Origin of the sequence: Arthrobacter sp. ERGS1:01 (assembly GCF_001281315.1) — a bacterium.
In the GTDB taxonomy this organism is placed as follows: domain Bacteria; phylum Actinomycetota; class Actinomycetes; order Actinomycetales; family Micrococcaceae; genus Specibacter.
Genome location: NZ_CP012479.1, coordinates 2,008,024 through 2,023,706, shown reverse-complemented (window position 1 = coordinate 2,023,706; position 15,683 = coordinate 2,008,024). Strand labels below are relative to the sequence as shown.

13 protein-coding genes and 2 tRNA genes are annotated in these 15,683 nt (G+C 65.9%); 14 read left to right on the top strand and 1 reads right to left on the bottom strand.

All coding sequences use genetic code 11. The annotated features are described in order from the left end of the window. Positions 1 to 149 precede the first annotated feature (149 nt). From AL755_RS13020 to AL755_RS13005, 4 genes are all read left to right on the top strand, one after another. The gene (locus tag AL755_RS13020) at positions 150 to 1,172 is read left to right on the top strand and encodes a DUF1648 domain-containing protein (protein ID WP_054011366.1); all 1,023 of its coding nucleotides are present in this window, start codon (positions 150 to 152) and stop codon (positions 1,170 to 1,172) included. Further along, on the top strand, positions 1,169 to 2,158 hold the full coding sequence (locus AL755_RS13015; protein ID WP_150117103.1) for a hypothetical protein: 990 nt from the start codon (positions 1,169 to 1,171) through the stop codon (positions 2,156 to 2,158). Before AL755_RS13020 ends, AL755_RS13015 begins: the two co-directional genes overlap by 4 nt. Positions 2,159 to 2,220: 62 nt before the next feature. Continuing rightward, positions 2,221 to 2,694, top strand: a complete 474-nt coding sequence (locus AL755_RS13010; protein WP_054011364.1) for a ribose-5-phosphate isomerase — start codon at positions 2,221 to 2,223, stop codon at positions 2,692 to 2,694. 3 nt (positions 2,695 to 2,697) lie between these two features. After that, positions 2,698 to 3,669, top strand: coding sequence for an Fpg/Nei family DNA glycosylase (locus tag AL755_RS13005; protein ID WP_054011363.1), 972 nt, complete (start codon positions 2,698 to 2,700; stop codon positions 3,667 to 3,669). Between the two features lie 114 nt (positions 3,670 to 3,783). Here AL755_RS13005 and AL755_RS13000 read toward each other — a convergent pair. Beyond that, positions 3,784 to 3,854: transfer RNA gene (locus AL755_RS13000), tRNA-Gly, on the bottom strand. A 150-nt stretch (positions 3,855 to 4,004) separates the two neighbouring features. Here AL755_RS13000 and AL755_RS12995 point away from each other — a divergent pair. The 10 genes from AL755_RS12995 (at position 4,005) to AL755_RS12950 (ending at position 15,654) form a co-directional block, all read left to right on the top strand. Further along, positions 4,005 to 4,077: transfer RNA gene (locus tag AL755_RS12995), tRNA-Pro, on the top strand. A gap of 88 nt (positions 4,078 to 4,165) precedes the next feature. Next, positions 4,166 to 5,539: a trigger factor gene (gene tig, locus AL755_RS12990; protein ID WP_054011362.1), complete on the top strand. Its 1,374-nt coding sequence runs from the start codon at positions 4,166 to 4,168 to the stop codon at positions 5,537 to 5,539. A gap of 278 nt (positions 5,540 to 5,817) precedes the next feature. Beyond that, positions 5,818 to 6,438, top strand: a complete 621-nt coding sequence (locus AL755_RS12985) for an ATP-dependent Clp protease proteolytic subunit (RefSeq protein ID WP_082369277.1) — start codon at positions 5,818 to 5,820, stop codon at positions 6,436 to 6,438. 34 nt (positions 6,439 to 6,472) lie between these two features. After that, entirely contained in the window at positions 6,473 to 7,147 is a 675-nt protein-coding gene (locus AL755_RS12980; RefSeq protein WP_054011361.1) for an ATP-dependent Clp protease proteolytic subunit, read from the top strand. A gap of 194 nt (positions 7,148 to 7,341) precedes the next feature. Beyond that, a complete protein-coding gene (clpX, locus tag AL755_RS12975; protein WP_054011360.1) occupies positions 7,342 to 8,628 on the top strand; it encodes an ATP-dependent Clp protease ATP-binding subunit ClpX in 1,287 nt (428 codons plus the stop codon). Between the two features lie 96 nt (positions 8,629 to 8,724). Continuing rightward, the gene (locus AL755_RS12970) at positions 8,725 to 9,351 is read left to right on the top strand and encodes a mycothiol-dependent nitroreductase Rv2466c family protein (RefSeq protein WP_272946704.1); all 627 of its coding nucleotides are present in this window, start codon (positions 8,725 to 8,727) and stop codon (positions 9,349 to 9,351) included. Positions 9,352 to 9,503: 152 nt separating this feature from the next. After that, entirely contained in the window at positions 9,504 to 11,879 is a 2,376-nt protein-coding gene (locus tag AL755_RS12965) for a carbohydrate binding domain-containing protein (RefSeq protein ID WP_150117102.1), read from the top strand. Between the two features lie 477 nt (positions 11,880 to 12,356). Then, a complete protein-coding gene (locus AL755_RS12960) occupies positions 12,357 to 13,502 on the top strand; it encodes a glycosyltransferase family 4 protein (protein ID WP_054011357.1) in 1,146 nt (381 codons plus the stop codon). Further along, positions 13,499 to 14,839, top strand: coding sequence for a UDP-glucose dehydrogenase family protein (locus tag AL755_RS12955; RefSeq protein WP_054011356.1), 1,341 nt, complete (start codon positions 13,499 to 13,501; stop codon positions 14,837 to 14,839). The genes AL755_RS12960 and AL755_RS12955 overlap by 4 nt, the downstream gene beginning before the upstream one ends. A 14-nt stretch (positions 14,840 to 14,853) precedes the next feature. Continuing rightward, positions 14,854 to 15,654, top strand: a complete 801-nt coding sequence (locus AL755_RS12950; protein ID WP_054011355.1) for an SGNH/GDSL hydrolase family protein — start codon at positions 14,854 to 14,856, stop codon at positions 15,652 to 15,654. Positions 15,655 to 15,683 lie beyond the last annotated feature (29 nt).

Below are 15,683 nucleotides of genomic sequence, written 5' to 3'. Positions count from 1 at the left end.
AAAGTATTCTTTCACTTAAATCTGTGGGGCGCGTCTCACGGGACCGGCGATTTGGCTTTGGGCGGAGTTGTCCGCGGGCCCGTGGTAGGACAATGTTGAGATAAGGACTTTGAGCAACAACGGAAAGCGGGCGTTTTTACGTGGGGGAGATGGACCGGGGCATGGCCGGGGAGAAGACGTACAACGCCCGATGGCTGTTTGCCGTGGTGGGCGGACCCTTGCTGCTGGGCTTGGCGGCCGCCGCCTGGATGTTCACCGTGGCGGACAGGCTGCCGGCCGAGCTGGCGTCCCACTGGAATTCCTCGAACGAGGTGGACGGGTGGATGTCCCTGCCAGGTGCCGCCTGGATGGCCGTGGCGATGGGTGCCGTGGGTGCGCTCATGGCTTTGCTGGCCATCTGCTCCCGTTCCCAGTCACTCATGGTGGCCCGCCTTGGTGTGGGATTCGGCGTTGCCCTGGGAGTTGGCCTGGTGGCACTGTCGGTTGCGATCGTCGCCGGGCAGATGGACCTCGTGGATACCTCGAAGGCCGGCCTTTCCGCACCCGTCATGGCGGTGGGCATCGCGCTCGCCGTTGTGCTTGGCTGCCCTGCCGGCTGGCTGTACCGGCCCGGCGCGGTGGACAGGATGCCCAGCGTGGAGGTGCAATCCGTGGCGGCCGGGCTGGCGAACACGCCGGTGCCCGAGGATGTGGCGCACATGGCCGCCAACGGGGAGGCGCTGACCGTCCACGTATCCATGGGTGCGTGGAAGTGGCCGCTGGTCCTCGGGACCGGCGGCGTGGTCGCCGGGAGTACGCTGGCCATCTCGCCGTGGCTGGCGCTGCTCGGCGTGCCCATGGCGCTCCTGGTGTGGGCGTTCTGCCAGGGCACGGCCGTCATTGGCCCCGGCGGCGTGAAGGTGCTGGCGTCCGGGTTTTGGAAACTGATGCCCGCCACGTACAAGGACATCCGTTCCGCCGCCGTGCAGGACATCAAGGCCATGGACTTTGGCGGCTGGGGCTACCGGCTGGGCGGTGGATCCACCGCCTTCATCACGGGGAGCGGACCGGCACTGGTACTTGAAACCGGATTCCACCAGCGCCTCGTCATCTCCATGCCCGACGCCGCCACGGCCGGGCGGGCTGCGTCGCTGGTCACGGCATACCTTCTGTCCGGGAGCGTGAAGCAATGACGCCGTTGCGCCCCGGCCGCCGGGAACGCCACATCGACGCCCGGGCGCTGCGCTTTGCCATCATCTTCCCGGCGCTGCTGTCCGTGGGACTCGTGGTTGGCGGGGTTTTGGTGGGTACCGGGCTGGACCGCGGCGTGGTGCTGCCCACGGGCGGGGACCCCGTGCCCTTGGCCGTGTTCCTGGCGGTGGCCGTAGTGGTGACCCTGCTTCTCGGGGCGGGCGTGGGGAGCCAGGGTGCCCGGACCCTGCTGCCCCGAAACCTGCGCCGGGTGCTCCTGGGCGTGGCCATGGCGCTGCAACTGGCATCCTGCACCTTGTTCGTGGCGGCCCTGTTGGGCCAGTCCGGGCAGGGTGGCGCCCCCGTGGTGCGCGTTGACAGTTACGTAGTGCTGATGGGAAGCGGCTTTGCCGCCGCCATGGGACTGGTGCTGGCCCTGACCTTCAAACCCGACGAACAATGGACCTCCGCCGACGACGCCGCCCTGGCCCGGGCGCTGGAATCCGCGGCCGATCCCATGGCAGCCAACGACACGCTGGCCTACACGCTCCACCCGCGCAGCTCGGTGGTCATCATGATCCTGCTGGCCGGCGTGTTTCCCGGCGCGATCCTGAGCCTGGTCAGCGGCTGGTTCATGGCGGGCTTCCTCCTCGCGGCACTGCTGACCGTGGCCGCCCTGACCGCCACCGTCCACGTGGACCGCAGCCGCCTGATGGTCAAGCTGGCAGGGGTCCTGCCCGTGATCGTGGTGCCATGCACCGACGTCGACGCGGCCGTGTCCCTGGACATAGTTGCCCGCGACTACGGCGGCTGGGGCCTGCGCAAGCACGGCGGAAGCGAATCCTTCCTGGCCGCCTCGGGTGCCGCCGTCGTCGTGCGCGCCGGGCAGGCCGGCCGGGTCGTGGTGGGCGCGCCGAACCTGGACACCGCCGACGACCTGTCCGCGATCCTGAACCGCCGGGCCGGCAAGGGACCCGAGCGCCACTAGCCCCCACGTTTGGGTAGGCTTGTGTGGTCTGTACCCCAACAAATCTTTGAGAAGGACCACTCATGCGCGTTCACATTGCAACCGACCATGCCGGCATGGAGCTTAGCGCCCACCTCATCACCGCGCTGGCGGCCAAGGGGTACGAGATGATCGACCACGGGCCGCAGGCCTACGATGCCGAGGACGATTACCCGTCGTTCTGCATCAACGCGGCCTTGGCGGTCGTGGCGGACCAGGAAGCCGGCGTGGATGCGCTGGGCATCGTTTTGGGTGGTTCGGGCAATGGTGAGCAGATTGCCGCGAACAAGGTCAAGGGTGTACGTGCGGCGCTGGCCTGGAACCTGGATACGGCCAAGTTGGCCCGTGAGCACAACAACGCCAATGTGGTGGCCGTGGGCGGCCGCCAGCACAGCGTTGAGGAGGCCACCGAGCTGATCGAGGCGTTCCTGGCCGAGCCGTTCAGCGACGCCGAACGCCACGTGCGCCGCATCGGCAAGATCGCCACATACGAGACCACCGGCGTCGTAGTCGAGTAAGCAATGCCCGAGGGACATTCCGTGCACCGGCTGGCCCGCCAGTTCGGTGACGTTTTTGGGGCGGCAACGCTGGCGGTGAGCAGCCCGCAGGGGAAGTTCGCCGCCGGCGCCGCCCTCCTCGATGGCCAGGTGCTCGAACACGCCCAGGCGCACGGCAAGCAAATGTTCCTGTACTTCTCGCACGACCACGTCCTGCGGGTGCACCTGGGCCTCTACGGCGCCTGGGATTTTGGCGGCGACTCCACCTTCACGGGAGCCTCGAGCATCGGTGCTCCGCGCCGGGTTGGCGAACAGGAAATCGCCGATGATTCCGGCACTGGGGGAGTGGGCGGGTACACGGGCCCGCCCGAGCCCAAGGGCGCCGTCCGCGTCCGCCTGGTCTCCGAGCACGGCTGGGCCGACCTTCGCGGCCCCACGGCCTGCGAGGTGCTGGCGCCCGCGGAGGCTGCGGCCGTGCGGGCCAAGCTGGGACCGGACCCCCTGATCAACGCCGCAGGCGACGCGGACGAGTTTGTGCGGCGCATCCGCAAGAGCGGCACCGGTATCGGCCTGCAGCTGATGAAGCAGGATGTCCTGGCGGGCGTGGGCAATGTGTACCGGGCGGAGGTCCTGTTCCGGCTCGGCCTGGACCCCCAGCTGCCGGGCACGTCCCTGTCCGCCGACGAGGCGCAGGCGCTGTGGGCCGACGTCGTCGCGCTCATGAACGACGGCGTCCGGGACGGCAGGATCATCACGACCGAACTCGCGGACCGCCCTTCCGGGCTCGGCATCGCCGTTGGCCGGGCCTCAGGGTGGCGGGACGACGGCGGCGGCAGACCGGGAACGGCGTCGAGCGTCAACAGGGAAGTCCCGGTGGAGGACGCCCACTATGTGTACAAACGCAACGGCCTGCCGTGCAGGCACTGCGGCACGGTCATCGCCATGGCGGAACTCGGCGGTCGCAAACTGTATTGGTGCCCGAGCTGCCAAGGCTGAACGCCGGTGATCGAGACACCGGTGATCGAGCTTGTCGAGATCTCGACAAGCTCGATCACCGGCATTAACAAGAAAATCCCCGGCCAACAGGCCGGGGATTTCCATTTATTTCGGAGGGGGCGACGGGAATCGAACCCGCGTAATCAGTTTGGAAGACTGAGGCTTTACCATTAAGCTACGCCCCCATGTTTCCCGGCTTTCGGCCGAACAACTCCTCGATACTAGCAACGCGCACGGCGCGCCGCAAATCGAACGGGACGCCCCGGCACGGCCCGCGCCGGGCGGGGGTAATTGTGCATCCACGAACTTTTGCCCGTAGACTGTTGCGGGCACTACGGGGCGTAGCGTAGTGGCTAGCGCGCCTGCTTTGGGAGCAGGAGACCGCAGGTTCGAGTCCTGTCGCCCCGACTCAGCATTATCCGGTTCACGTTTGGTCAGTGACTGCCCATGTGCTGGTGCCTAACATCCACCAACAGACCATCAGGAGTACCACGCTGTGAAGAGCGCTGTCGAAAACCTCACGCCCACTCGGGTAAAGCTCAATGTTGAGGTTTCCTTTGAGGAATTGAAGCCCAGCATTGCCGAGGCTTATAAGACGATTGCCACACAGGTCCAGGTGCCTGGTTTCCGCAAGGGCAAGGTCCCCAACAAGCTGATCGATCAGCGCGTTGGCCGCGGCTACGTCTTGGAAACCGCCATCAACGAGGGCCTCAACGGCTGGTACCAGAACGCCGTTGTGGAAGCAGGCATCAGCCCGCTCAGCCGCCCCGAGGTTGAAATCACCGAAGTTCCGGACCCCACCGCCACCGACGGCGAACTGAAGTTCCACGTCGAGATCGACATCCGTCCGGAAATCGAACTGCCCGACTACGCCGGCATCGCCGTCGAGGTCGAAGCCGTTGAGGCAACCGACGCCGACACCGACAAGGCACTCGACGAGCTGCGCGGCCGCTTCGGCACGCTCAAGCCCGTTGACCGCCCCGCCGCCGACGGTGACTTCCTCACCATCAACATTGCCGCCAAGATCGACGGCGAAGAGGTTGACTCCGCGTCCGACCTGTCCTACCAGATCGGTGCGGGCAACATGCTCGACGGCCTGGACGAGGCAGCAACCGGCCTCTCCGCCGGCGAAGAAGCCATCTTCGAGACCAAGCTGGCCGGCGGCGAGCACGCCGGCGAAGCCGCACAGGTCACCGTGAAGGTCACCGCCGTCAAGGAGCGCGAGCTTCCCGAGGCAAACGACGACTTCGCCCAGCTGGCTTCCGAGTTCGACACCATCGCCGAACTCCGCGAGGACCTGGCCAAGCAGGCCGCCGACTCCAAGATCGTCGAGCAGGGTGTCGAGGCCCGCGACAAGGTCCTGGACAAGCTCGTTGAGCTCGTCGAGGTTCCGGTTCCGGATTCCGTGGTTGCCGAGCAGCTCGAGCAGCACTTCCGCCCGGAGAACTCCCACGGCGCCGAGGAGCACGACACCGAGGAGCACCGCGCCGAGGTCAAGGAAAACACCGAGCGTGCGTTCCGCAACGAGATCATCCTCGACGCTGTTGCCGAGAAGGAAGAAATCGGTGTCAGCCAGGCCGAGCTGATCGACTACATCGTCTCCTCCGCCAGCCAGTACGGCATGGACCCGAACCAGTTCGCGCAGATGCTCGACTCCTCGGGCCAGGTCAACATGATCGTTGGCGAAGTCCGCCGCCGCAAGGCACTGGCCGCCGTCCTGGCCAAGGCCGCCGTCAAGGACACCACCGGTGCCGACGTCGACCTGACCGACTTCGTCTCGGTTGCTTCAGAGGAAGAAGAAGTTGTCGCCGGCGAGGATGAGGTCATCGAGCCCACCGCAGTCGTGGATCCGGGCGAGGCCCGCATCTAATTTCCCCTCACAGGGAAAGCATGAACCACACCGTTGCCGGTTCCCCCCACGGGGAGCCGGCAACGGCTTTTTTGTGCCCAATTCACGGCGGGTCCGCGGCGGGACGCCATCCGTGCGCCGTCAGCGAACAGTACGGTTTTGCGAAACAAATCCGGGCCAAAAACGGCTACTGTCCAAGTAGTGAAGATTAGTGATGAGCCGCATTGGGCTGGGCGTTCCGGAAATTGCCGGACACGGTCATAGCCCAACGGATCGCACGAAGGAGAGGTAAGTCCACCATGGCACAGCACACCACACCGACGATGGCCAGCGCGGATCCGTCAGGTCAGGATCAGTACATCTACAACCGCCTGCTCAAGGAGCGCATCATCTGGCTGGGCTCGGAAGTCCGCGATGACAACGCCAACCTCATCTGCTCCCAGCTCCTGCTGCTCTCGGCAGAGGACCCGGAAAAAGACATCTACCTTTACATCAACTCTCCCGGCGGCTCCGTCACCGCCGGCATGGCCATCTACGACACCATGGAGTTCATCCCGAACGACGTCGTCACGGTCGCCACCGGCCTGGCCGCCTCGATGGGCCAGTTCCTGCTCTCCTCCGGGACCAAGGGCAAGCGCTACGCCACCCCCAACGCCCGCATCCTGATGCACCAGCCCTCCGGCGGCATTGGTGGCACGGCGTCTGACATCAAGATCCAGGCCGAACTGATCCTGCACATGAAGAAGGTCATGGCCGAGCTGACTGCCGAACAGACCGGCCAGCCCGTGGAAACCATCCTGAAGGACAATGACCGCGACAAGTGGTTCACCGCCCAGGAAGCACTGGAATACGGCTTCTTCGACAAGATCAGCCGCCACGCAGGAACCGTTGCCGGCGGCGGCGGAACCAACGCCAAGTAACGCCACGCCAAACGAATTTTCAGGAGCAAACACAATGACTTACAACTTTGGCAGCACAGCTTTTGGCCACACCGCCGGCAACCTGCCCAGCAGCCGCTACGTCCTCCCGCAGTTCGAGGAACGTACGCCCTACGGTTTCAAACGCCAGGACCCGTACACGAAGCTCTTCGAGGACCGCATCATCTTCCTCGGCGTGCAGGTTGACGACGCTTCCGCCGATGACGTCATGGCCCAGTTGCTGGTCCTTGAGGCCACCGACCCGGACCGCGACATCACCATGTACATCAATTCCCCCGGCGGATCGTTCACGGCCATGACGGCCATCTACGACACCATGCAGTTCATCCGTCCGGAAATCCAGACCGTCTGCCTGGGCATGGCGGCCTCCGCGGCCGCCGTGCTGCTGGCGGCCGGTGCTCCCGGCAAGCGCCTTGCACTGCCCAACAGCACGGTCATGATCCACCAGCCGTCGCTTTCGAGCGGCCAGGGTGGCCAGGCCTCCGACCTGGAAATCCAGGCCCGCGAGGTGCTGCGCATGCGCGAGTGGCTGGAGCAGACCTGGTCCAAGCACTCCAACCGTTCCGTCGAGGAGGTCCGCGCCGACATTGAGCGCGACAAGTTCCTCACCGCGGCCGAGGCGCTCGACTACGGCCTGGTCGACGAGGTCCTGAACTCCCGCAAGATCAAGCCGGCAGCCATCTCCCGCTAAGCAAAGCGGATTCCACGCCGGGGCGGCGCAGCATTTGTGCGCGGTCCCGGCGTTTGGCTTCCCGATATTGTCACCGGGTTGCCTTAGAGTATATGTAGTATGCGAAACGCGGCCGGCATGGCCGTTCCATTGGAATTATTGGCATGAATAACGGTCCGGGCACCCGCCCGGGTTGTTAATGGAAGGATGCACCCATGGCCAGGATGGGCGAAAGCACCGATCTGCTGAAGTGTTCCTTCTGCGGCAAGAGCCAAAAGCAGGTCCGCAAACTCATTGCCGGACCCGGTGTGTACATTTGCGATGAATGCATTGAACTGTGCAATGAAATCATCGACGAGGAACTGGCCGAGGTAGCCGACCTCGACGCCTTTGAACTGCCCAAGCCGCGGGAAATCTTCGACTTCCTGCAGGAGTACGTCATTGGCCAGGAACCGGCCAAGCGCTCCCTCGCGGTTGCCGTGTACAACCATTACAAGCGCATCCAGTCCGGCCACGCCGTGAAGTCCACCACCCTGGCCGGCGGCGTCCACGACGAGGTCGAGATCGCCAAGTCCAACATCTTGTTGGTGGGCCCCACAGGTTGCGGCAAGACCTACCTGGCCCAAACCCTGGCCCGCCGCCTGAACGTGCCGTTCGCCGTCGCCGATGCCACAGCGCTCACGGAGGCCGGCTATGTCGGTGAGGACGTGGAGAACATCCTCCTCAAGCTCATCCAGGCCGCCGACTTCGACGTCAAGAAGGCCGAACAGGGCATCATCTACATTGACGAGATCGATAAGATCTCCCGCAAGTCCGAGAACCCCTCGATCACCCGTGACGTCTCCGGGGAGGGCGTGCAGCAGGCGCTGCTGAAAATCCTCGAGGGCACTGTCGCCTCGGTTCCGCCGCAGGGCGGCCGCAAGCACCCGCACCAGGAATTCATCCAGATCGACACGACCAACGTGCTGTTCATCGTGGCCGGCGCCTTTGCCGGACTCGAGGACATCATCGGCGCCCGTGCCGGCAAGAAGGGCATCGGCTTCGGCGCCCCGCTGAGCGCCATCAAGCAAACCGAGGCAAGCTACGCCGACGTCATGCCCGAGGACCTGCTCAAGTTCGGCCTGATCCCCGAATTCATCGGCCGGCTCCCGGTCATCACCACGGTGACCCAGCTGGACCGCTCCGCGCTGATCCAGATCCTGACCGAACCCAAGAACGCGCTGATCAAGCAGTACCAGAAGATGTTCTCGCTGGACGGTGTTGAACTTGAGTTCGACGACGGCGCCCTTGCCTCGATCGCCGACCTCGCCTTGGCGCGCGGCACGGGGGCGCGCGGCCTGCGCGCCATCCTCGAAGAGGTGCTGCTGCCCGTCATGTTCGACCTCCCCAGCCGCGAAGACATCTCCACCGTGGTCATTACCGCCGACGTCGTGAACAAGCTGGCCGAGCCCAGCCTGATTCCCCACGAAGTGGTCGCGAAACGCCGGAACAAGTCCGCCTGATTCGCTGTTGAACAAAAGGTGAGGGCAACGCCCCACGCGATTTGCAGTGCCTGCGACGCAGTGTCAAGAACGCAATGCCAACAAGAGGAGACTTCCGTGTCTATAAATGCAGTGTCCGCCCCGGAGAAGGCAGACTTTTGGTTTGACCCGCAGTGCCCCTTCGCCTGGGTGACGTCCCGGTGGATCGGCGAGGTTGAAAAGGTCCGGAACATCTCCGTGGACTGGCACGTCATGAGCCTTTCAGTGCTCAACGAAGGCCGGGACGACCTCCCCGAAACCTACAAGGAAATGCTGGACAAGGGTTGGGGCCCGGTGCGCGTGATCATCGCCGCAGCGGCCGAGCACGGCAACCAGGTCATCAAGCCGCTCTACGACGCCATGGGCACCGAGATCCACAACAACGGCAACAAGGACCTGGGCGACGTCATTGCCAAGGCCCTGGCAGAGACCGGCCTGCCGGCAAGCCTCGCGGCTGCCGCAGACACCGATGCCAATGACCTCGCCCTGCGCGCAAGCCACCAGGACGGCATCAGCCGCGTTGGCCAGGACGTGGGCACCCCCGTGGTGGCCTTCAACGGCACCGCGTTCTTTGGCCCCGTCATCACCCGAATTCCGCGGGGCGAGGAAGCCGGCAAGCTGTGGGACGCCACCGTCACCCTGGCAAGCTTCCCGTACTTCTTCGAGATCAAGCGCAGCCGCACGGAGAGCCCGCAGTTCGACTAATACGGCACCCGAAGTACCCCCTGTGACGCGAAGGAAAGCGATTTCCTTCGCGTCACATTCGTTTTTGTGCCCCTTGATCTCGATAGCTTTGACGCGCTGATGAATATTGATTCTTTCGGCGCAAAATCAATCAAGATCAATAGGGGTACGTTTTGAAGAATTCTCGTTTGGGCGCCGCCGCGGCCATGGTGGCGGGGGCCGCGCTGGTGGGCGCCGCACTCGCTGCGGTGCCGGCGTCGGCCGCAGTGCCTGAGGCCATCCACGTGGACTGCTCGGCGCCTGCCGCCGGCACCGCCACCGGGAGCATCGACGCTCCCTTCACCACGCTGGAGCAGGTCAACGCGCTGACCCTGGCGCCCGGTGACCAACTGGTGTTCAAGCGCGGCATGACCTGCGTTGGCACGCTGGCGCCGCAGGGGAGCGGCACCGCCGCCAACCCCTTAACGATCGGCGCCTACGGAGCGGGCACCGCGCGGCCCGTGATCGACGGGAACGGCGCCGTTGACACCGTGGTGTTGCGCAACATGGAGGGCGTGGAGCTCTCCGGGCTGGAAGTGACCAACGCCAAGGGGCCGTCGTCGCTGCGTCGTGGCGTCTACCTGCTGCTGGAGGATTTCGGAACCGCCCGGCACGTGGTGGTGGACAATATGTACGTCCACGACATCAACGGCAACGACGCCAAGGACGTCAAGGGCAGCGGTGGAATCCTTGCCTCGGTGGCCGGTACGGCCAGGGCCAGCAACTACGACGGCCTGCGCATCACCAACAACCGGGTGGAGCACGTCAACAGGACGGGCATCGCCGCCGTCGCCAGCCTGTGGTCGGAACGGCCCGAGGTGGGGGACACCGTCATCACCCGGCCCTGGACGGCCAACACTTCCGTGGTGATCAGCAACAACAGCGTCCTCGACACCGGAGGCGACGGAATCGTCCCACAGACGGCACTGGACGCCGTGGTGAAACACAACCGGGTGGACAAGTTCCAGCAGCGCTCGGCCGGCTACAACGCCGGCGTCTGGCCCTGGAACTCCGACGGCACGGCGTTCCGCTACAACGAAGTCTCCGGCGGCAGCACCACCCGCGACGGCATGGCCTTCGACATCGACCAGGGTACGGACGGGACCCTGTTTGAGTACAACTACAGCCACGACAACGCCGGGGGCTTCTTCCTGATGTGCAACGCGGCAGGCCGGGTGGCCAATGCGGTGGTGCGCTACAACATCAGCCAAAACGACTCCTTCCGCGGCATCGAGACGTGCTCGGCCGGTATCGAAAGCGCGGCCTTCTACAACAACACGATCTACATTGGACCGGGCATCTCCCAAACGGTCATCAATGAGAACAATGCCAACAAACGCAACATCGCCTTCAGGAGCAACATCGTGGTCAAGGAAGGCGCGGGATCGGCATCGCTGAACCTGCAATCCGGCGGTGTCACGCTGGCCGGGAACAGCTTCATCAACGTGGCAGGATCCGCGGCCGACACCACGGCGGTCCCGGGCGATCCCCGCCTGCTGGACCGTGGCACGGCGACGTCCATCGACGCTGCCCTTGGCTACCGGCTCCACGCCTCCTCACCGTTGCTCTCGGCGGGCCTGGGCATTGCCAACAACGGCGGCCGGGACTTCTTTGGCAACGCCGTGCCGGCAACCGGCCCGGTATCCGTGGGCGCCTACAACGGTCCGGGCGTCGCCGGCCCGGCACCAAAGCCCATCCCGGGCCCGGCCGCCCCCGCGCTGACGAACGGCGGCTTTGAAAGCGCACTGGACGGTTGGTCCACCAGGAATGCCGCGGCAGTGGCCGATCCGGCACCCCATGCGGGCGGCTTCAGCGCCAGGCTCACGGCACCGGCGGGCAACTTCGCAACGCTGGAACAGACCCTCAAGGGGCTCGAGGTGGGGCACAAGTACACCGTCTCCGGCTGGGTGAAGTCCGACGGCGGCGCAACCGCCCTGGGCGTCAAGGCCGCGGGACTCACTCCAAGTCCGAGTGTGCTGGTCACCGCAAGTGACTGGACGAACGCTACCTTCGACTTCGTCGCCACCAGCACCTCGGCAACCGTGTTCTGCTACCGCGAGGCGGTGGGCACTGCCTACTGCGACGACCTGACGTTTGCCAACTTCGTGGAGCCGGACCCCGAACCCACGGTTGAGCCGACCGCCCCGCCCACCGCAACCGAGGAGCCCACGGCATCGCCCACCGCGAGCGATGATCCGACGCCGGACCCGACATCCAGCACCGATCCCACAGTGGCGCCGACCGCGACGGATGAGCCGACTGCGACAGTTGAACCGACCACCTCGCCGAGCGCAAGCATTGACCCGACGGTGTCCCCGTCCGTTCATTCCACGCAGGCTGGCAGCACGGGACCGGCAGAGGCATCGCCGTCGGCCTCCACCCCAAACCCCGCGGGGGAACTTGCCGAGACGGGTGCCAACGGTACCGCGATGTCCGGGTTGGCGCTCCTGGCCCTCTGCCTGGGGTTGATGCTGACCGTTGCCGTCCGCCGCAGGACCGGGCAACACTAGCGGCCCGTTTGGCCATGCCGGGGGCTGGTGAAGACCGATGAAGTCACGGTCTTCACCAGCCCCCGGTGTTTCCCCCTCGACCGCCGGCAAATTACAGCGCTGTAATTGCCACCACACCCTTGCCCCGGGCACAAAACAGGCGAATAATTGCACTTACTCCACCCCTCGGGTTGGGGGATGGATTCCAGAGATTCAGTGACAGAACCGATTGATACATTGAGACACCGCCCAGGCGGCAGGCTCAGGAACCAAGGAACTGGATGCCGGTGACGCGGCAAAAGGCACTGAAAGGCCATGGAATCCGCCAGACCGCGAACCGTCACAACGCGGCTAGTAAGTCGAAGCCCCACCAACGGCGAAACGCTGATGGGGCTTCCCCTTTGCCCCGGGACGCCCGGGACGGCCATTAACCCACTCTTCACCGTGACGTTCACCAACTGATCCGCCCCGGCCATCTCAGCCCGCCACTGTGGTGGTGTGAAGGTTGCCATTGTTGCTGAATCGTTCCTGCCGGAAATGAATGGGGTCACCCATTCCCTGTTGAAAATCCTCCAACACCTTGAGCGGCGGGGGGATGACGTCCTGGTCATCGCCCCGTCAACATCCGCCGCCGTCCCGGACGTCATGGAGGGCGCCACAGTGCGGCGCCTGCCCTCCGTGCCGCTGGCCGGGTACCGGAACGTCAGGGTGGCCATGGGCGGAGTGGCCAGGATCAAGTCCATCCTGGCCGCCTACGAGCCCGACATCGTCCATCTGGCCTCTCCCTTCGTCCTGGGTTGGCGGGCCGTGCGCGCCGCCCAGGCACTGGGCCTGCCAACCGTGGCCATCTACCAAACCGACGTACCCGGCTACGCGGCAAAATACGGGATGCCGTTCCTGGAAAATTGGGCCTGGACCCGGGTGGAACGCATTCACCTGGCGGCCACCCGGACCCTGGCCCCCTCCACTGCCGCCATGGACCAGTTGCGCGGCCACGGCATTCCACGGGTTGAATTGTGGAGCCGCGGCGTGGACACCGAACGCTTCCACCCGCAACGGCGCAGCGCGGCCTTCCGCACAATGGTTGCCCCCAACGGGGAACGCGTGGTGGGCTATGTGGGCCGGCTGGCGCTGGAGAAACAGCTCGAAGACCTCCGCGCCATCGCCGACATCCCCAACACCCGTCTGGTCGTCGTCGGCGACGGCCCCCAGCGCAGCGCCCTGGAAGAACTGCTTCCCGGCGCCCACTTCACCGGATTCCTTGACGGCACGGACCTTGCCGCCGTCGTCGCCTCCTTTGACGTGTTCGTCCACCCCGGCGAGCTGGAAACCTTCTGCCAAACCATCCAGGAAGCCATGGCCTCGGGGGTGCCGGTGGTTGCCACCGGACGCGGCGGGCCCCTTGACCTGGTGGATTCCTCCCGCACCGGCTGGCTCTACGAACCCGGCGACCTGGCCGGATTCCGGGGCTACGTCACCGACCTGGTGGGGGATGAGGCGAAACGGGCGGCCTTCGGAGCGGCCGCCTTCACCAAGGTCCAGGGCCGCACCTGGACCCGGGTCTGCGAGGAACTGATGGACATCTACCGCCAAACCATGGCCGCGCCCCTTCCGCGGGTGCCGGCATTGAAAGGGAGCAAATGAGAATCTCCGTTATTGGTTGCGGGTACCTGGGCGCCGTCCACGCGGCCACGCTGGCCGACCTTGGCCACGACGTGGTGGGACTGGACACGGACGCCGGCCGGATCGAGCAACTCGCCGCGGCGCAGGCGCCCTTCCACGAACCGGGCCTGCCGGTGCTGCTCGAGGCCGGACGGCGTTCGGGCCGGCTTCGCTTTGCCACCGACCCCGCCGCACTGGCCGGCGCGGACGTCCACTTTCTGTGCGTGGGAACCCCGCAAGCCAAGACCACCTTTGAGGCGGATCTCTCCCACGTGGTGGCCGCCGTCGAGGCCCTGCGCCCGCACCTGCGTCCCGGCGCCGTTGTGGTGGGCAAATCGACGGTGCCGGTGGGGACGGCCGCGCGGCTCGCAAGCCTCATCGCGGACACCGGGGCCGTGCTGGCCTGGAATCCGGAGTTCCTGCGCCAGGGCAGCGCCGTGCGGGATTCCCTCGCCCCGGACCGTTTGGTGTACGGCATCCCCGAAGGACCGTACGGGGAGGCCGCGCGTGCAATGCTCGACGCCGTGTACGCACCCCTGCTGGAACAAGGGACCCCGCGGCTTGTCACCGACTACGCCACGGCCGAACTGATCAAGACGGCGGCCAATGCGTTCCTGGCCCTGAAGATTTCCTACATCAACGCCGTCGGCGAGTTTTGTGAATCGGCCGGTGCCGACGTCGTCGCCCTGTCCCGGGCACTGGGCCACGATGCAAGGATCGGCGGCACCTACCTGCAGGCGGGCGCCGGATTTGGCGGGGGATGCCTGCCCAAGGACCTGCGCTCCTTCCGCGCCCAGGCCCACCAGCGCGGCGTCGAGCCGCTGGAGGAGCTCTTGTCCCTCGCGGACGGCATCAACGCCGACGCCAGGTACCGCCTGGCCGAGACTGCGGTGCGTCTGTGCGGCGGCGACATCGCGGGCCGGCGCGTGACAGTCCTCGGGGCCGCCTTCAAACCCAACACCGACGACATCCGCGATTCCCCGGCCCTGGACATCGCGCTGCAATTGGCGGCCCAGGGCGCCACCGTCACCGTCAGCGACCCGCAGGCCGGGCCCAACGCATGGCTGCAATACCCGCACCTGGACTTTGAACCGGACCCGTTGGCCGCACTGGGCGGCGCCGAACTCACGGTGCTCCTGACCGAATGGGCGCAATTCACCACGCTGGACCCCGCGGCGGCGGCCGCCGTCGTTGCCAATCCGCTCATGCTCGACGGGCGCAACGCCCTTGACCCGGCGGCCTGGCGGGCTGCGGGATGGCAGTTCCATGCGGTCGGGGTGGGTCTGGCGGAGGCCGGTGCCGCACCCGTGTTGCTGTAGCCGGGCGGTTCGGAGTGCTCTATGTGGCCCTCGGGGATTCCTTCACGGAGGGAGTGGGGGATCCCAACAAACACCTGCCGCACGGCGTGCGCGGATGGGCGGATCGGGTCGCGGAGGGACTGGCGGCCCATGAGCCGGGCTGGCAGTACGCCAACCTGGCCATCCGCAGCAAACGGCTGCGCCACATCCTTGCCGAGCAGCTGGCACCGGCCTTGGCCATTCAACCGGACCTCATCACCATTTATGCCGGCGGCAACGACATCATGGACTTTGGCACGAAGGCCGCTGACATCCTGGCGCAGTTGGAGGCCCTCGTGGCACCCCTGGCCGCCAGCGGGGCGCGGCTGCTGCTCTTCACCGGCTATGACGTGGAGGTGTCCGCCGTGCTCTCCCCGCTGCGGCGCAAGAACCACCTCTACAACGACGGCGTCCGGGACATCGCGGACCGGTACGGGGCAGTCGTGGTGGACTTTGCCGGCTTTGACGCCTACCGGAACCCGCACTTTTGGTGTGCCGACCGCCTCCACATGTCCAAGGCCGGCCACAAGTACATGGCCGGGAAGGTGCTGGACATCCTCGACGTGCCCCACGGGATCGTGCCCCGGCACAAAAAGGAAGGTCCCGCCCGCACCTTCAAACAGTGGGGACGGGACCAATACCTTTGGATCAACGACTGGGTGCTGCCCATGTTCGCCCGCAAACTGCGCGGGGTGACACTGGGCGACACCCTGAGCCCCCGCTGGCCCGAACCCGTGCGGGTGCCGCGCAGGAAGGGCCTGCGGAAGCTCGCGCGGGTCTCGGCTCCCGGCGATTGAGCTTGTCGAAATCCTAGGGCCTCGACAAG

Bases quoted from the DNA above. Each gene is read 5' to 3' on its own strand.
- AL755_RS13005 (WP_054011363.1), top strand. From the start codon at position 2,698: ATGCCCGAGGGACATTCCGTGCACCGGCTGGCCCGCCAGTTCGGTGAC.
- AL755_RS13010 (WP_054011364.1), top strand. From the start codon at position 2,221: ATGCGCGTTCACATTGCAACCGACCATGCCGGCATGGAGCTTAGCGCC.
- AL755_RS12980 (WP_054011361.1), top strand. From the start codon at position 6,473: ATGACTTACAACTTTGGCAGCACAGCTTTTGGCCACACCGCCGGCAAC.
- clpX (WP_054011360.1), top strand. From the start codon at position 7,342: ATGGCCAGGATGGGCGAAAGCACCGATCTGCTGAAGTGTTCCTTCTGC.
- AL755_RS12955 (WP_054011356.1), top strand. From the start codon at position 13,499: ATGAGAATCTCCGTTATTGGTTGCGGGTACCTGGGCGCCGTCCACGCG.
- AL755_RS12985 (WP_082369277.1), top strand. From the start codon at position 5,818: ATGGCACAGCACACCACACCGACGATGGCCAGCGCGGATCCGTCAGGT.
- AL755_RS13020 (WP_054011366.1), top strand. From the start codon at position 150: ATGGACCGGGGCATGGCCGGGGAGAAGACGTACAACGCCCGATGGCTG.
- AL755_RS13015 (WP_150117103.1), top strand. From the start codon at position 1,169: ATGACGCCGTTGCGCCCCGGCCGCCGGGAACGCCACATCGACGCCCGG.